Source organism: Kitasatospora sp. NPDC059673 (assembly GCF_042734215.1).
GTDB lineage: Bacteria > Actinomycetota > Actinomycetes > Streptomycetales > Streptomycetaceae > Kitasatospora.
Window position 1 is genome coordinate 216888 of sequence record NZ_JBHWEN010000001.1, and the last position, 15607, is coordinate 232494.

Consider the following 15607-nt stretch of genomic DNA (forward strand, 5'->3'; position numbering starts at 1 on the left):
GGGGACCGATCCGCCATGCACTCGCACCCCGTCACGCCCTCCCGCCGGGAGGTGCGGTGCCCGCGCTGACCCGTGGCTCCACCCGCGCCCTGCGCCCGCCCACCCGGCGTGGCACCCGGACCCTGGACGCCCTGCACACCGAGATCGACAACCCGCTCGACCTGCTGGCGGGCCATCAACTGCTGACCGACACCGCCCCCGCCTGCGCCTGCGGCCACCCGCTGTGCCCGTCCGGCGGCACCCACCGGCCGGACGCGACCCGGATCTTCCTGGTCGAACGCCACCCGGTGGTCAGCGCCGGGCTGCGCAGCGTCCTCGCACCCGATCCGGGCCTCGCGGTGGTCGGCACCGCGACCGACGCGGCGCACGCGGTGGCCGCCGTCCACCGGGCCCGCCCCGATCTCGTCCTGCTCGGCCGGGGAACCGGGCGGGGCACCGGTCTGGACGCCGACCTCGCCGCCGTCGCCGCACTGCGCCGGCCCGAGGGCGCGCCCGACGCGCGGGTCCTGCTGCTGCGGCGCGCCGCGACCACCACCGAGGCCAGCCGCATCCTGATGGCGGGCGGCAGCGGCTGCTTCCCGCTCGACCTGCCGCCCGAGCGCATCATCGACGCCGTCCAGCTCGCCGCCGCGGGCGCGACCCTCTTCCTCCCCGCCCCCACTCCGCTGCGCCCGCACCCCGCCCCGGCCGAACGTCCCCTCGATCAGGCCGGCCTGACCGACCGCGAACGCCAGGTCCTCACCCAGCTCGCCCTCGGCCTCAGCAACGCCGAGATCGCCCGCCGCCTCACCCTGGCCGAGGCCACCGTCAAGAAACACCTCACCCACGCCATGCGGAAAACCGGCCAGTCCGACCGCCTCCGCGCGGCGCTCTACGCCGTCCGGCACGGCCTGACGGGCTGAGCGCCCGCGAGGACTTTCCGGCCCGGACGCCCCGACCACCGGAAGGTGCTGCCCGGTCGGGAGTTCGAGCAGCCGGTGGCTCCCGGCCGCCCGTGGAACACCGCGCCGTCGTGCTCGGTGAACGGCCGCAGCTCGCGAAACCGGCTCCCGGCGAGCAGTCGCGACCGCAGCTGCGGCCACTCGCGGGCCGGCGACTCCACGGTCGGCGGGTAGCCGGTCCGGTGCCGGTCACTCCTGAGCGTCGGGGCGACTCCACTCCAGCTCCAGGACGAAGTGGGCGTCACCGGTTCCCTTGGCGACGACGAGCCCGGCCTCGGCCGTCAGGCGGATCCCGAACTCGGCCCGGATGCGTTCGGGGCTGCGGGGCAGGTCCGCCAGCCGTTCCAGCAGGGCTTCGGCGACGTGCCGGACCCGGCCGAGCCCCGATTCGAAGGTCTCGGTCGAGGACTCGACCAGCGCGTCGCCGCGGCTCGCCCGCAGAACGCCCGTCCCCTGGCCTTCGGGCAGTTCGACCAGGATCTCCTTGCCGCTCTCGAAGGGCACGCTGAGGTACACCCGATTCCTCCCCTGGTGGATCGCCGGCCGGGCCCCGCGCGGGCCGCCGGTCTCCGTCATGGTAGGACGCGCACGGCCGGGACGCCGACTCTTTGCACCGGAACTCCTTTGGCACGTCCGGGAGTTGGATCAAGGTCCGACCGGCGGGTGTCCGTCACTCCCCTCTCGTTCCCGCCACCGCGCGGCGGGTGGCCCGGGCGGTCGTGGCGGCCGCGGTGGCCAGGGTGACGGCCGCGCACAGGGCGGCGGCGGCCAGCAGCTCGGGCCAGGCGACAGCGGTGTGCGGGGAGGTCAACAGGCGGGCCAGTGCCACGTGTTGGGTCAGCGCGGTGAGGGCCGTGGCGGCCGTGGCCAGCACGACTCCGGCCAGGACGGCGATCGCGGTTTCGGCGGCCGTCACGGCGACGATCTGACGGCGCACCGCGCCCGCGAGCCCCAGCAGCGCGAACTCGCGGCGGCGTCCGGCCACGGCCATGGCGACGGTCCCGGCGACCGAGATCAGCGCGTAGGCCAGTGCGACGCCGAGGATCACCACGGCCGCGTTGTCGGTCTGTTGGGCGGCCCGGGCGTGCGCGGCCGCCAACTGCTCCTGTCGGGCGGTCAGTTGCGCACTGGTACCGGCCAACACGTCCCGGACCGAGGCGAGTTGCCCGGCGTCCAACCGACCGTCCGGCCCGTCGAGGTACAGCATGGTGGGCGCTGCGGCCCCGATCAGCGACGCCGACAGGTATGCCTCGTCGCCGCCGAGCCCGCGCGCCACCACCGCCGCGACCACCACCGGAACACGGGCACCCGTCGGCAGCAGGGCCACCAGGTGGTCGCCCACGGCGATGCCGTCGGCCTCGGCCGCGTGTTCGTCGATCACCAGGAAGTCGGCGGGCAGCGCGGCCGTCGACCCCTCCCGCACGGGCGGCGTGAACGTCCGGCCGAACGCCGCCGCCGGCACCGCCTGCACCCGCAGCGAGTCGAGCTGCTCGCCCTGCGGCGTACCGATCTTGACGTTCAGTGAGGTCACGGGCGTGACCCGGAGGCCGGGCACGGCGGCCAGGCGCTCGGCCAGACCCGTCGCCCCGGGCGGCGCCAGCACCACGTCCGCCGACCGCACCTGCTGGCGCTGCCGGGCCAGCACGGCGGCGTCCGCACTCTGCTGCACCGTCAGCAGCGTGCCGACCAGCCCGACCGCGACCACCACCGGCGCCACCGTCGCGGCCGTGCGCCGCCGTTCGGTCAGCAGGTTCTCCCGCACCAGCATCGGGCCGGCCTTCGCGGAGCGCCGCAGCGGCCAGGTCAGCATCCGCACCAGCGGCGGCACCACCACCGGCGCGAGCAGCGCGAACGCGCCGACGTACAGCACCGGGACGGCCTGGTACTTGCGGGCACTGGCCGCCAGGTACGGCTCGGTCCGGGCGAGGACGGCACCCGTGACGACCGCGCCGACCAGCAGCGCACCACCCAGCAGCAGCCGCACCGGCACCCGGCCGCGCCGCTCCACCGCGCTCTCCCGCAGCGCCTCGGCCGGGCGGATCACCGACACCCGCACCAGCGTCGCCGCCGAACCCGCCAGTGCGGCGGCCACCCCCAGCACGAACGCCACCAGCAACGGCAGCGGGTGCACGGGCACGGTGAACCAGGACGGGGCGACGTCGTGCCGCAGCATCCAGCCGCGCAGCGGACCCACGGCGAGCGGCGCGAGCGCGCAGCCGAGCAGCGCGGCGGCCGTACCGATCAGCGCGGCCTCACCGAGCACCAACCGCCGCACCTGCCGGGGCGCGGCCCCGACCAGGCGCAGCAGGGCGAGTTCGCGGCGGCGCTGCTCGGTGGCGAACGCGAAGGTCGCGACGACCACGAACACGGCCACGCAGACGGCCAGTCCGGTGGTACTCCCCGCCATCGCCTGCGCATTGGCCAGCGCCTGCGCGCCGCCGGTGTCGTCGGGGTCGAGCCGGGTCCGGTCCCGACCGGCCAGCACGACGGCCCGGTCACCGACCAGCTCGCGCAGCCGAGTGTCCGTCAGGTTGCTCACCAGGGCGTTGACTCCGGGCGACAGGCGCTGCGCCTCGGCGTCGGTGAAGAACGCGGCCCGCTCGAACCAGCGCCCCTCGGTGACGCCGACCACCCGGTAGCGTCCGGCCCCCGTCTCCACCTGCCGCCCGATCAGCTCCGCCCCCGCGCCGCTCAGCACGGTCTCCTCGGGTGCCAGCGGCGGACGTCCGGCGCGCAGCCGGTAGCCGGCGAACGCGGCCGAGGACCACGGGTGGCCGGTGGCGTCGCCGTCGATCCGGACCGGGAAGCTGCGGTCGGCGGTGGCGCCGGCTTCGGTCAACTGCCGTACCAGGCCGGCGTCCAGCACCGCCGGGGCCTTCATCGGCCGTCCCCCGAAGCCTGCCGGGGCGACGACCGTGCCCGCCTCCCGGAAGCGCTGCGGGCCGGGGTGCGGGGTGCCGAAGGTCGCGGTCAGGACCAGCGCCATGGTTCCGATCATCGTGGTGCCGAGCGCGAGCGCGACGAACGCGCCGAGGAAGCTCGTCCAGCGGCCCTTCAACGTGGCCGCCGCCAGCCTCAACACGCCTGCTCCCCCGCCTCGCCCGGCTCCAGCGCGGCCATCCGCAACGCGACCGCCTCCGCCGTCGGCTCGTGCAGCTCGCCGACCACCCGCCCGTCCGCGAGGAACAGCACCCGCTGGGCGTACGAGGCCGCCACCGGGTCGTGCGTCACCATGACCACCGTCCGACCATGTCGCTCCACCACCTCGCGCAGCAGCGCCAGCACCGCCCGCGCCGCGCGCGAGTCCAGGGCGCCGGTCGGCTCGTCCGCGAAGATCACCTTCGGCCCGGCGGCCAACGCCCGTGCGATCGCCACCCGTTGCTGCTGCCCACCCGACAGCTCGGCGGGCCGGTGGTTGCCACGCTCCCCCAGACCGACCTCGGCCAACCGCCGGTCGATCTCCACCGGATCGATCGGCCGCCCGGCCAACCGCAGTGGCAGCTCGACATTCTGACGGGCAGTCAGTACTGGAACCAGATTGAACGACTGGAACACGAACCCCAGTTGCTCCCGGCGCAGTTCGGTCAGCGCCCGCTCCGACATCCGGTGCACGGGCGAACCGTCCAGCAGCACCTCCCCCGCATCGACCGGCTCCAGCCCCGCCGCACAGAGCAACAGCGTCGACTTCCCCGACCCCGACGGCCCCATCACCGCCGTGAAACTCCCCGCCGCGAACCCGGCGTCCACCCCGTCCAGCGCCCGCACCACCCCCTCGCCCCGCCGGTACGCCCGCCGCACCCCGGCCAGCCGCACCACTTGCTCCCGCGTCACACCATCACTGTTCACCGACCGGACGCTAGGCCCCCGCCCCTCCCCGGCACCTCCGGGAAGCCCCCTGATCCCGCCCCTGAACCACCCCTGACGGCCACCAGGGTCGGCGCCACGACCGGCTCCCGCCCGTCACACAGCACAGCGCCACAGGAGGCGACCGCACTGTCCGCCAACAGCAGTCCCGTGACGGCCAGTTCGCGGGCGCATCGCGGTCGGCGGCGGTGCGGGAGTCGGGCGGCCGGCGGAGGTGTCCCCGAACGCTGCCCCTGCGGTCGAACTCCGAACCGGGGGGCAGGTGTTCAGGACCGCGCCGGCACATCAGGACTGCCACCGCCGACAGGCCGTGGCCGTTGTCCCGCAGGGCGGTCCGGTGGGCGAGGACGACCCTCCCTCGTCCGCGATCACGTCATCGACCGCGGCACCGCCCGGGGCCGGATCGTCGCCGACGTGGCCGCTGATCGGGTGGCCGGCCCCGTGGGGCGGGAGTGTCGCGGCCGGTTGTCCGACCGGGTGACCCAGTCTCGTCCCCAAAAGGAGGCGATGACCATGACCCCCGTACGCCGCTCCAGGCTTCTCACCCCCACCCTGCTCGCAGCCGCCCTGCTGACCGCCGCCACCGGATGCGGCAGCAGCGGCAAGCCTCCTGCCGCAGCGGGCAGCCCCACGGGCGGCGGGCCGTCGGCGACCGTCACGGTGACCGAGAAGGAGTACTCCCTCACCTTCTCCCAGACGCAACTCACGCCCGGCAGCCACACGTTCGTCGCCCACAACGCCGGAACGACGGACCACGCGCTGGCCATCTCGGGCCCCGGCGTCTCCACCACGCAGACCTCGACCATCCCCCCGGGCGGCGACGCGCAGTTCACCGTCACACTCCAGCAGGGCAGTTACGAACTCTGGTGCCCGATCGACGGCCACAAGGCCCTCGGCATGGACGCCCACATCCAGGTCGGCGGGGGCGGGACAGGCTCGCAGCCACCGGCCACCGCCACCACCGCCACCACACCGACCGGCAACGGCTACTGACCCAGCCCTGGCGCCGAGCGGCCGTCTCCCGGCCACCGCCAGAACGCAGGGCCCGACGGCCTACCGGCGCACGGAACACTCGGGCGGTGACGGCCGAGCCGGTCCACCACGTCTCACCTGCCGGTGGCCACCCCGCCCTCGCCCTGGTGCGCCGCAGTGGGGTGGCGGGTGACCGGGTATCCGATCTCGTACGCATCGGCCGACATGCGGGTGTCATTGACCTCCACCACGGTCCCGTCGGGGGCGGCGGCGGTCCGCAGAATGCGAAGCACCGGCGTGCCCCTGGGGAGGCGGAGATCGGTGCCGGCCACTACGGCGGCCAGAGCCGTCCCGGACCGTCATCTCTCCTTCACCGAACACCTCTGCCCCACAGACCGTGGCACGCCGGTCCTCGTGACGTCCACCCGATCGGGGCGGACCCCGGGCTCCGCAGCGGGTTGCAGGTCCGCCGTCCCACCCACGCGCTGGGCAAGGTGATCGACGTTCAGGCCGCAGGTGGGACGTTCCCCATCACCGGCACCGGCTGGCCCACCCGGGACGGCTCCGGCATCCGGGACTCCCTGCGCTGGCGCGAGGTCCGCGACGGCGTCATCGGTGACGACTGAGCAGGGCTATTTTCCGAGGCGGGACGCGTTCGCGGCGCGGCGGGCGAAGACGTCCGCCTGGCGGTCGGCCATCTCGCGGAGGGCGGACTTGCGGGCGCGGGCGGGGAGGCGGTCGAGGTAGAGGCGGCCGTGGAGGTGGTCGGTCTCGTGCTGGAGGCAGCGGGCGAAGTAGCCGTGGCCCTCGATGGTGAGAGGGCGGCCGTGGAGGTCGAAGCCGTGGGCAACGGCATGGTCGGGGCGGGCGAGTTCGCGGTGGGGGCCGGGGACGGAGAGGCAGCCTTCGGGTTCTTCGAGCAGGCGGCGGTGGGTGGCGGGGGTCTCCTCCAGGACGGGGTTGGCGAGGTGGCCGACGTGGCGCACGCCCCAGTCGTCGGTGATGTCCCAGATGAAGAGCTGGAGGTCGACGTCGATCTGATTGGCGGCCAGGCCGGCGCCCTCGGCGATGTGGTTGGTGGCGAACATGTCGTCGACGAGGCGGGCGAGTTCGGGGGTGCCGAACTCGGTGACGGGGCGGCAGCGGCGGTGCAGGACGGGCTCGCCGACCACGGTGATCCGGCGGACCGCGCCGCGCACGGTCTCGGGGGCGAGCGCCGGGTAGGCGTCGACGGGTTCGCCCTGGACGCGGACCCGGCGGTCCTGTGGGGCATCGGCCATGGGGGTACCTCAAATCGGCTGTCGGACTGACGGCTTGTCATTTGCTCTGCAAAGTAGCACGCTTTGCAAAGTGACTGATGAGATTCGCGAGAGCCCCAGCCCCCTGCCGCCGGGCGTCCGGCGGCCACTGCCCGACCACCCCGTCCGGATCGCCCTGCTCGATCTGCTGGCCGAGGCCGGCACCGTGACCTCGACCGAGGCCGCCGCGCGGCTCGGCCTCAGCTCGGGGCTGTGCTCGTTCCACCTGCGGCAGTTGGCCCGCTACGGCCTGGTCGAGGAAGTCCCGCAGGGCGGCCGCGCCCGTCCGTGGCGCCTGCGCTGGGAGACCGACGCCACGCCCGCGCCGCACCCCGTCCACGCGACCACCGAAACCGCCCAGACCCCCGAGGCCGCCGAGACTGCCGAGGCCGCCGAACCGTTCACGGCGGTGCTGCACCTGACGCCCGCGGAGGCCGAAGAACTCGACCGAGCGGTACGGAAGTTGCTCAACAGGTACGCCGACCGGGAGCACCGTCCGCGCAACGCCCGGCCGTACGCCGCAGCCGCCCGGATCGTTCCGCTGCTGCCCGGCTGAGGGCACCGCGGAGGCGACGAAGGTCGCCCCGGGGGGATCCGTTCGGGGCTTCTGGGGCCCGGTGGGTGCTGCCTAGCGTGGCGGGCAGGACGCAGCCGCACGGGTCGGAGGGAGAGCACCGATGGGCGTCGTACCCGAGCGCAGGACGGGGCCGGACGGGGTCGCACTCCTGCCGGTGGACAAGGAACAACAAGAGGCAGCGGAGAGTTGGCGCTCGCCGTACCGGTCGATGACGGACGGCGAGCGCTCCGCGCTCTGGCGGCGGCGCCTGCACGAGGCCGAGGCGGGGCTGACCAGGTACCTGGTGAGTCTCGGCGATCAGCCGCAGCTCGCGGAGTGGTTCGCCTTGCAGGGCGAGATCTTCGCCGATCTGCCGGACGGGGCCGCGCCGTCCGCGCAGTGGCAGCGGTTGTTCTTCCGCGGGCAGGCGCTGATGGAGCGGTTCCTGGTGCGGCACTACGGCGAGCGGGTGCTCGCGGCGTGGGCGGCGTCCAACGCGGAGGTGCACCGCGCCGTCGAGCCGGACCACGGCCGGGGTGCGGCGGATCCGATCCACCGGATCGCCCGGCAGGCCGAACTGTACGGCTCCGACTACGAGTTCGACGACGCGCGGCCGCCGGGCCCGCAGCGCGCGGCGCTGACCATCACGCACTGCGCGATCTGGGACTACCGCGAGCAGGCCCGTCGCAGCGGGGTGACGCTCACGCTCGCCTCGCCGTGCACGTACTGCACGCACGCGCTGTCCGCGAACATCCGCGCCAAGGGCTTCCGCCCGGCGCACCGCCTGCTCTCGGGGCCGGCCGGCCACGGCTGCCACTGGGAGGCGAGCGTCGACACAGCAACCGACGGGACGACGGGGGCATCCTGATGTGCGGAGTGACGGGCTGGCTGGACTGGGCGGAGGATCTGCGGCCGCACGCGGAGACGGTCCGCCGGATGACGCGGACGCTGGACTGCCGGGGGCCGGACGCCGACGGGGTGTGGCTGTCGCGGCACGCGGCGCTGGGCCACACCCGGCTGGCGGTGATCGACCTGGCGGGCGGGCTGCAGCCGTTCACCGACGGCGAGCCGGTCCGGGCGGTGCTGGCGTACAACGGCGAGCTGTACAACCACCGTGAGCTGCGGGCCGAGTTGGAGTCGCACGGGCACGTGTTCCGGACCCGCTCGGACACCGAGGTGGTGCTCCGCGCGCACCTCCAGTGGGGCCACCGGGCGCCGGCCCGGTTCAACGGGATCTTCGGGTACGCGCTGTGGGACGCCCTGCGCGAGGAACTCCTGCTGGTGCGCGACCACTTGGGCATCAAGCCGCTCTACTGGCACCAACTCGCGGGCGGCGGCGTACTGTTCGGCTCCGAGCCGAAGGCCGTGCTCGCAAACCCTTTGCTGCCCGCCGAGTTGGACGCCTCCGGCATCGCGGAGCTGTTCGCCCTCCCGGCCGCGCCGACCGCCGGGCACGGCCTGTTCCGCGGCCTGCGGGAGGTCCGGCCCGGGCACCTGGTGCTGGCCACCCGTCGGGCGATCAGCGAACTCCCGTACTGGCAATTGGAGTCGGCCCCGCACCTGGACGACGAGCGGACCACCCGGGCCACCGTGCGGGCGCTGCTCGCGGACGCGGTGGAGCGGCAGTTGGTCAGCGACGTCCCGCTGTGCACGCTGCTGTCCGGCGGCGTCGACTCCTCGGCGATCACCGCCCTGGCGGCGGCCGCCCGGGAACGGAACGGCCAGGAGAAGATCACCAGCTTCTCGGTGGACTTCCCCGGCAGCGCCGACCGCGCCCCCGACGCCTGGCGCACCGGCCAGGACGCCCCGTTCGTGCAGGCCGCCGCCGCGCACATCGGCACTGTGCACACCAGCGTGCTGATCCCCGACGACGACCTGCTGGACGCCCGCGCCGCCGTGCTGCGGGCCCGCGACCGGCCCGGCTGGGGCGAGATGGACGCCTCGCTGCACCTGCTGTTCCGCGAGGTGCGCCGCCGCTCCACGGTCGCACTGTCCGGCGAGGCGGCGGACGAAGTCTTCGGCGGCTACCCGTACTTCCACGACGCCCCGGCACTCGCCTCCGGCACCTTCCCCTGGCTGCACGGCCGCGCCACCCCGGCCGCGCTGCTGCGCCCGGAGGTGCGCGCCGAGGTCCGGCCGGCCGAGTACACCGAGGCCGCGTACCGCGGCGCTCTCGCCTCGGTGCCCCGACTGGACGGCGAGGACCCGGCGGCGGCGAAGGTGCGGGAGACCTTCCACCTGGCGCTGACCCGCTGGCTGCCGCCGCTGCTGGACCGGGTGGACCGGGTGTCGATGTCGGTCGGGCTGGAGGTGCGGGTGCCGTTCTGCGACCACCGGCTGGTGGAGTATCTGTGGAACGTGCCATGGGAGTTGAAGTCCCCCGGTGGCCGCCCGAAGGGGCTGCTGCGGGACGCGGTGCGCGACCTGCTGCCGCCGCAGGTGGCGGACCGTCCCAAATCCGGTTACCCGTCCACCCCGGCGGTGCGCTACACCGAGGTGCTGACCGCCCGCGCCCACGAGCTGCTGGCCGACCCGGCCGCGCCGGTGTTCGACCTGGTGGACCGGGAGTTGGTGCGCCGCCACCTCGCCGAGGGCCGGCCGCTGCCCGGCCCCCGCACCGCGCCGAACCCGGTCGGCGGCCTGGACCACCTGGTGCAGGTCGACGAGTGGCTGCGCGCCTACCGGGTCGGCCTGCGGTGAGCGCGCCCGCCCGTGCGGCGCTCACCGAGACCGCGTTCCGTTCGGCCGCCCGGCACTGGCCGACCGGCGTCGCCGTGCTCACCGTCCGCTGGGCGGGCGTCGAGTACGCGAAGACCGTCTCCTCCTTCAGCACCCTCTCGCTCGACCCGCCACTGATCGGCGTCGCCGTCTCCCCGCACAGCCCGCTGACGGCCGCGGTACGCGCGGCGGGACGCTTCGCCGTCGCCGTCCTGGGCGAGCAACAGGCGGCGCTGGCAAGCCGGTTCGCCACCCCGGGCGCGGGCCGGGCGATCGGCCGCTTCACCGACCTGGCCACCCTCGCCGACCCGACCGGCGGGCCCGTACCGGTCGGCGCGCCGGCCTGGTTCGACGCCCGGCTGTACGCCGAACTCCCGGTCGGCGACCACCTGTTGCTGGTCGGCGAGGCCCTCACGGCCGGCGAGACCCTCACGGTCGGCGACGCTCTCACGGCCGGCGAGGGCACCGGCCGCCCGCTGCTGCACCACGCCGCCCGCTACCGGCAACTCGGCCCCGAGATCACCCCAACCAACCGCCCCGCGCAAGGAGTTGACGCATGACCCTGCCGCCCCCGGAGCCGCGAGGCCTGCTCACCGGCGCCCGCTACCTGGCCGAACTCGACGACGGCCGCGAGCTGTACCTGGACGGCCGGCGCGTCGCCAACCCCGCCGTCCACCCGGCGTTCCGGCCCGCCGCCGAGGAACTCGCCCGCCTGCTCGACCTCCAGCACCGGCCCGAGCACCGCGAGTTGCTCACCTTCAAGGACCCGGAGACCGGCCGGCGGCTGGCCCGCGCCTACCAACCGCCCACCAGCCTGGAGGAGTTGCGCGTCCAGCGCCGCAGCGCCGAGTTCTGGCACGCCGAGGCGCTCGGCCAACAGGGCCGCTCCCCCGCCTTCATGGCCTCGATCGCCGTCGGCGTGCACGACTTCCGCCACCAACTGGCCACCGCCGACCCCCGGTTCGGGGCCAACGCCGAAGCCTGGTACCGGCATTGCGCGCAGAACGACCTGGTGCTCTCGCACGCGCTGGGCGACCCGCAGATCGACCGGTCGGCGAACCCGCTGGACGATCCCGACCTGGCGCTGCGCGTCCTGTCGGAGAACGAGCAGGGCATCGTGGTGCGCGGCGCCAAGCAGCTCACCACGCTCGCTCCGCTGGCGCACGAGGTGCTGGTGTACCTGTCGGCGTCCTTCGCCCAGGGCCGGGCCGAGCAGTTCGTGGTGTGGTTCGCCCTGCCGCTGAACACCCCCGGCCTGATCACCCTGGCCCGCGAACCGCTCGGCGCCGCCCCGTGGGGGCACGGACACCCGCTCGGCGCCCGCTACGACGAGCAGGACGCGATGCTGTTCTTCGACGACGTCCTGGTGCCGTGGGACCGGGTGTTCCTGCTCCGCGACGCCGACCTCGCCCGCCGCGGCCTGGCCCGGATCAACGCCTGGAGCGCGTACGTCGGCCACATCCGCTACCGGGAGCGCCTGCGCACCCTGCTGGCCACCGCCACGCTGCTCGCCGAGTCGATCGGCGTCAGCCAATTCCGCAACATCCAGGAGAACTTGGGCCGACTCGCCGGGTACGCCGAGCTCACCGAGTACTTCCTCGACGCGGCCGAGAACCGCGGCGCCCTCACCGACGCCGGCCTGTTCGCCCCCGGCGACACCTTCGCCTCCCGGGTCTGGTCCGCCGAAGTCGCGGGCCACGCCGTCGAGATCGTCCGGAAGATCGGCGCCTCCGGCCTGCTCATGCAGCCCTCCCCCGGCGACCTCGCCAACCCGCGGCTGCGCCCGCACCTGGACCGGTACATGCGCGGACGTGACATCGGTGTCACCCTCAAGTCCCGCCTGTTCAGGCTGGCCTGGGAGCTCACCGGGGACGGCTTCGGCCAGCGCCAGGACCTGTACGAATACGTCCACCGCGGCGACCTCGCCCGCAACCGCATCACCGTCTTCCACCGCTACGACCAGTCCGCGACCAGGGCCCGCCTGCTCGCCCTGCTCGACGACCCCACCGCCAACGCTCAGGAGGCCCGCGCGTGAGCCCGTCCGCCGTCGAGATCCAGGCCCGCACCCTCGCCGGGTACGCCGACGCCAGCCGCCTGCGCCAAGTCCAGGACCGTGACTGGGTGTTGGACCGCGTCACCGGCACCCCCGAGACGCTGATCGACCTGGGCAGCGGCATCGGCCAGCTGCTCGCCACCGCCCTGGACCGCTTCCCCTCGCTGCGCCTCGCCGTCGGCCTGGAACGCTCCGCACACCGGATCGCCGAAGCCACCGAGCGGCTCGCCCCGTACGGCGACCGGGCCGTCCTGCACTCCGCCGACCTCACCGCACCCGAGCAACTCCCGTACCGCGCCCAGGTGATCACCCAGACCTCGGTGCTGCACTGGCTGTACCCGGACGAGGACCGGATCTTCGCCTGGGTCGCCACCCACCTCGCCCCCGGCGGACGCTTCCTGCTCACCACCTACCACCCGGCCCGCGACGCCCACGGCCTGGGCGGCGAGGACGAGTTGGTCCGCGAGGCACTCACCGCGCTCGGCACCCCCGCCGCCGACGTCCCCGCGCTGCTCGCCGCGCACGGCGTCCTGCCGATCGCCACCCGCACCCGCACCGTCGACGACCTGATCGCCGTCCTCGCCCCGCACCTGCGCCTCGCCGGCCACGCCGAACGGGACGCGATCGTGACGGTCGACTCGGCCGCGCAGTACGAGCACTTCCACGCCGCGACCTTCGGCGACTACTACGCCCGGGTGCTGCCCGTGGAACGCCGCGCCGACTTCTACCGGGCCGTCGGGGCCGCCGCGTGGCGCCGCCAGGACACCCGCGGTCAGGTCAGCCACATGCCGGTCCGGCTCTGGGAGTTGACGGCACATGAGGAGTTTGTTTCAGGAACCGGAAGCCGCCCGCCACGCACCTAGGCTGAGGCGACGACCCCGGAACCACCCGCGACGAGGAGCCGCCCGTGTCCACCCCCGCCGTCAGTCAGGAGCTCGGCGCCTTCCTGCGCGCCCACCGCGAACGCCTCCAGCCCTCCGATGTCGGACTCACCGCCACCGCGAGGCGGCGCACCCCCGGGCTGCGCCGCGAGGAGGTCGCCTCGCTGTCCGGCGTCGGCCTGGCCTGGTACACCTGGCTCGAACAAGGCCGCATCACCGCCTCCCGGCAGGTCCTGGAGGCGGTGGCGCGAGCCCTGCGCCTGGACGCGGCCGGCCTGCGGCACGCGATGCGACTGGCCGGCTACCACGAGCCCGCCCCCGCGCAGCTCGCCGCCGAACGGCTGGCCGACGCGGTCCGCCCCGTCCTCGACTCCTGGACCGCCAGCCCCGCCGTCCTGCTCGACCGGCACTTCGACCTGCTGGCCTGGAACGCCGCGTGGACGGCCCTGTGGGGCTCCCCCGAGAAGGTCGGCGCCGACCGCCGCAACCTGATGTGGCTGATGGCCGTGGACCGCCACCTGCGCACCGTCCTGCACGACTGGGAACCGCTCGCCATGAACGTCTTCCAGCACTTCCGGGCCCAGGCCGGCCCCGCGATCGCGGATCCCCGCACCGACGAGCTCTACCGCCACCTCGAAGCCGACGCCCCCGACCTGCGCCACTGGTGGGGCTGCCACACCGTCGCCGAACTCACCGCCCGCGAGGTGGTGGTCTCACCCCCCGCGAGCGGCGCGGTCCGACTGACCCTGAGCTCGTTCCACCCGGTGGACGATCCCTCGGCACTGGTGCTGCTGTTCACCCCGAACACGGCCGCGGACCTCGCCCGGATGACCGACCTGACGACCCTCCCGCTGCGCGCCACCGCGTAGTCGCACCCGTTCAGTACCCCTTGCGCAGTGTCCGGGTCACCGACTCCCCGTCGGCCGGGGTGAACGGCCCGTCCGGCCGGTGGCCGAGCGCCGCCGCGAGGGTGTGGACGTGCAGGTCGACGGCGGACTCGACGAGTTCGGCGAGGTGTTCCATGCTCTCGCGGCCCCGCCACCGGCCGAGTGCCAGCACGGCCGTGCCGATGGCGGCTGCGGGCCACCACCACAGGCCGAGGGCGAGGTAGAGGATGCCCCAGGCGGCCGTTCGGGCGGCGGCGGTGAACGCGGTCTGTGCTTGGGCCAGCGGCACTCGCACCTCGTCCGGGAGGACCAGCCAGAGCCGGGGCCAGACGGTGGCCAGGTCGAGGTCGTAGGCGGTTCGGACGCGTTCGCCGACGGCGAGCATCCGGTCGCCGGTCCAGGTGGGTCGCTGGGGCCGGGTCGGCGCGATGCGGTCGCGGGCCGCAGCCGTCGCCACGGTGTCCGGTGTGGTCACGGGCCCCGGGCCGGGCTGCCGCGCCGAGCGCAGCAGCCGTGCTTTCTCCCGCAGGGCGTCCTCGTGGCGGGCGGCAGCCTCGTCCCAGCGCCGCCGGCGCCGGCGTACCAGTGGCCGTCCGTACCGGCCCCAGGGGCCGGTCCAGATCCGGACCATCAGCTGTTCGATTCCCTGGGCCGCCGCGGAGGACGCCACGGCCAGGGTCACCAGACCGAGCGTCACCAGCAGGGTGGCGGCACCGCCCCGGGCGGCGGGCGAGGCGGCCAGCCGGTCGAGTTCGGCGCGCAGCAGGGCCGTGTCCGACCAGTGGCCGTGGCCGAGGGTCAGGGCCAGGGCGGCGGCGCCGACGAACGCCACTCCGGGCAGCATCAGGGTGACCAGCCACCGCTCCGCGAGCTTGCCCCCGAGCGAGGCGAGCCAGGAGTTCACCGTTGACGGTCCGTCCGGAAGCGCGGCAGCGGACTCGCCCACACCGCGCACCTGGGGGCCTGGGCGGCTCCGGGCCGGGGGATCTCGACCCGGTCGCACAGATCGCCGGGGCAGACGTACACCTCCTCCAGCGGTCGCGCCGGGCCGAGACCGGGCAACGGCTGGAAGGGGGCCTGCCCCGGTTCGCCCCGGACGGTGGCTTCGCCGACACCGGCGAGCCCCTCCCGCCTGAGCATTTCCGCCAACTCGGCGATGGTGTCGCGGACTTGTTCGTCGGTGGTGTTCCCGGCCCGCAGCCTGGCGAGCACTCCGGTGAACTCCGGTCCGACCAGCTCGTCCACCTCGACCAGGTCCTCGCACATCCGTGAGAGTCGGGCGGATGTCTCCGGCGTGACACGGATCCGCGCCGCCGGCTCCCGATGGCCCATCCCCGTCCCCTCCCCGTCCGCGCCTCCCTACCGCAGGCCCGGACAGTGCGCCCGCGATCACGCGTATTGTCGAGCGTAGTCGAGAAGTTGACGGTCCGACAGATG

17 protein-coding genes are annotated in these 15607 nt (G+C 74.5%); 10 read left to right on the forward strand and 7 right to left on the reverse strand.

Features of this window, described 5'->3' with window-relative positions:
* The first annotated feature begins 56 nt into the window (after positions 1–56).
* Positions 57–902, forward strand: coding sequence for a LuxR C-terminal-related transcriptional regulator (locus tag ACFV18_RS00860; RefSeq protein ID WP_380478020.1), 846 nt, complete (start codon positions 57–59; stop codon positions 900–902).
* 228 nt (positions 903–1130) lie between these two features.
* On the opposite strand, the gene ACFV18_RS00865 is transcribed toward ACFV18_RS00860, so the two are convergent.
* From ACFV18_RS00865 to ACFV18_RS00875, 3 genes are all read right to left on the reverse strand, one after another.
* Complete coding sequence (locus ACFV18_RS00865) at positions 1131–1457, reverse strand: CU044_2847 family protein (RefSeq protein WP_380478021.1); 327 nt, start codon at positions 1455–1457, stop codon at positions 1131–1133.
* A 154-nt stretch (positions 1458–1611) separates the two neighbouring features.
* Positions 1612–4023 (reverse strand): FtsX-like permease family protein, encoded by a 2412-nt coding sequence (locus ACFV18_RS00870; protein ID WP_380478022.1) that lies wholly within the window; start codon positions 4021–4023, stop codon positions 1612–1614.
* On the reverse strand, positions 4017–4772 hold the full coding sequence (locus tag ACFV18_RS00875) for an ABC transporter ATP-binding protein (protein ID WP_380478023.1): 756 nt from the start codon (positions 4770–4772) through the stop codon (positions 4017–4019). The genes ACFV18_RS00870 and ACFV18_RS00875 overlap by 7 nt, the downstream gene beginning before the upstream one ends.
* A 546-nt stretch (positions 4773–5318) precedes the next feature.
* On the opposite strand from ACFV18_RS00875, the gene ACFV18_RS00880 reads away from it, so the two are divergent.
* Positions 5319–5798, forward strand: a complete 480-nt coding sequence (locus ACFV18_RS00880) for a hypothetical protein (protein WP_380478024.1) — start codon at positions 5319–5321, stop codon at positions 5796–5798.
* A 113-nt stretch (positions 5799–5911) separates the two neighbouring features.
* Here the strand turns inward: ACFV18_RS00880 and ACFV18_RS00885 are convergent, their stop codons facing one another.
* Complete coding sequence (locus ACFV18_RS00885) at positions 5912–6109, reverse strand: UTRA domain-containing protein (protein ID WP_380478025.1); 198 nt, start codon at positions 6107–6109, stop codon at positions 5912–5914.
* A 162-nt stretch (positions 6110–6271) separates the two neighbouring features.
* Here ACFV18_RS00885 and ACFV18_RS00890 point away from each other — a divergent pair, with 162 nt between their 5' ends.
* The gene (locus ACFV18_RS00890) at positions 6272–6403 is read left to right on the forward strand and encodes a hypothetical protein (protein WP_380478026.1); all 132 of its coding nucleotides are present in this window, start codon (positions 6272–6274) and stop codon (positions 6401–6403) included.
* Between the two features lie 6 nt (positions 6404–6409).
* Here ACFV18_RS00890 and def read toward each other — a convergent pair whose 3' ends face one another.
* Complete coding sequence (gene def, locus ACFV18_RS00895; protein WP_380478027.1) at positions 6410–7057, reverse strand: peptide deformylase; 648 nt, start codon at positions 7055–7057, stop codon at positions 6410–6412.
* Between the two features lie 70 nt (positions 7058–7127).
* On the opposite strand from def, the gene ACFV18_RS00900 reads away from it, so the two are divergent.
* From ACFV18_RS00900 to ACFV18_RS00930, 7 genes are all read left to right on the forward strand, one after another.
* Positions 7128–7631, forward strand: a complete 504-nt coding sequence (locus ACFV18_RS00900; protein ID WP_380478028.1) for a helix-turn-helix domain-containing protein — start codon at positions 7128–7130, stop codon at positions 7629–7631.
* A gap of 121 nt (positions 7632–7752) precedes the next feature.
* A complete protein-coding gene (locus ACFV18_RS00905) occupies positions 7753–8499 on the forward strand; it encodes a hypothetical protein (protein ID WP_380478029.1) in 747 nt (248 codons plus the stop codon).
* Positions 8499–10331, forward strand: a complete 1833-nt coding sequence (gene asnB, locus ACFV18_RS00910) for an asparagine synthase (glutamine-hydrolyzing) (RefSeq protein ID WP_380478030.1) — start codon at positions 8499–8501, stop codon at positions 10329–10331. Before ACFV18_RS00905 ends, asnB begins: the two co-directional genes overlap by 1 nt.
* Positions 10328–10909 (forward strand): flavin reductase family protein, encoded by a 582-nt coding sequence (locus ACFV18_RS00915; RefSeq protein WP_380478031.1) that lies wholly within the window; start codon positions 10328–10330, stop codon positions 10907–10909. Before asnB ends, ACFV18_RS00915 begins: the two co-directional genes overlap by 4 nt.
* Entirely contained in the window at positions 10906–12384 is a 1479-nt protein-coding gene (locus ACFV18_RS00920) for a 4-hydroxyphenylacetate 3-hydroxylase N-terminal domain-containing protein (protein ID WP_380478032.1), read from the forward strand. Before ACFV18_RS00915 ends, ACFV18_RS00920 begins: the two co-directional genes overlap by 4 nt.
* Complete coding sequence (locus tag ACFV18_RS00925; protein WP_380478033.1) at positions 12381–13265, forward strand: class I SAM-dependent methyltransferase; 885 nt, start codon at positions 12381–12383, stop codon at positions 13263–13265. The genes ACFV18_RS00920 and ACFV18_RS00925 overlap by 4 nt, the downstream gene beginning before the upstream one ends.
* 44 nt (positions 13266–13309) lie before the next feature.
* Positions 13310–14152 (forward strand): helix-turn-helix transcriptional regulator, encoded by an 843-nt coding sequence (locus tag ACFV18_RS00930; protein WP_380478034.1) that lies wholly within the window; start codon positions 13310–13312, stop codon positions 14150–14152.
* A gap of 10 nt (positions 14153–14162) precedes the next feature.
* On the opposite strand, the gene ACFV18_RS00935 is transcribed toward ACFV18_RS00930, so the two are convergent.
* Together ACFV18_RS00935 and ACFV18_RS00940 are read right to left on the reverse strand one after the other, a co-directional pair.
* Positions 14163–15116, reverse strand: a complete 954-nt coding sequence (locus ACFV18_RS00935) for a hypothetical protein (protein WP_380478035.1) — start codon at positions 15114–15116, stop codon at positions 14163–14165.
* Complete coding sequence (locus ACFV18_RS00940) at positions 15071–15436, reverse strand: hypothetical protein (protein ID WP_380478036.1); 366 nt, start codon at positions 15434–15436, stop codon at positions 15071–15073. The genes ACFV18_RS00935 and ACFV18_RS00940 overlap by 46 nt, the downstream gene beginning before the upstream one ends.
* Between the last annotated feature and the right edge of the window lie 171 nt (positions 15437–15607).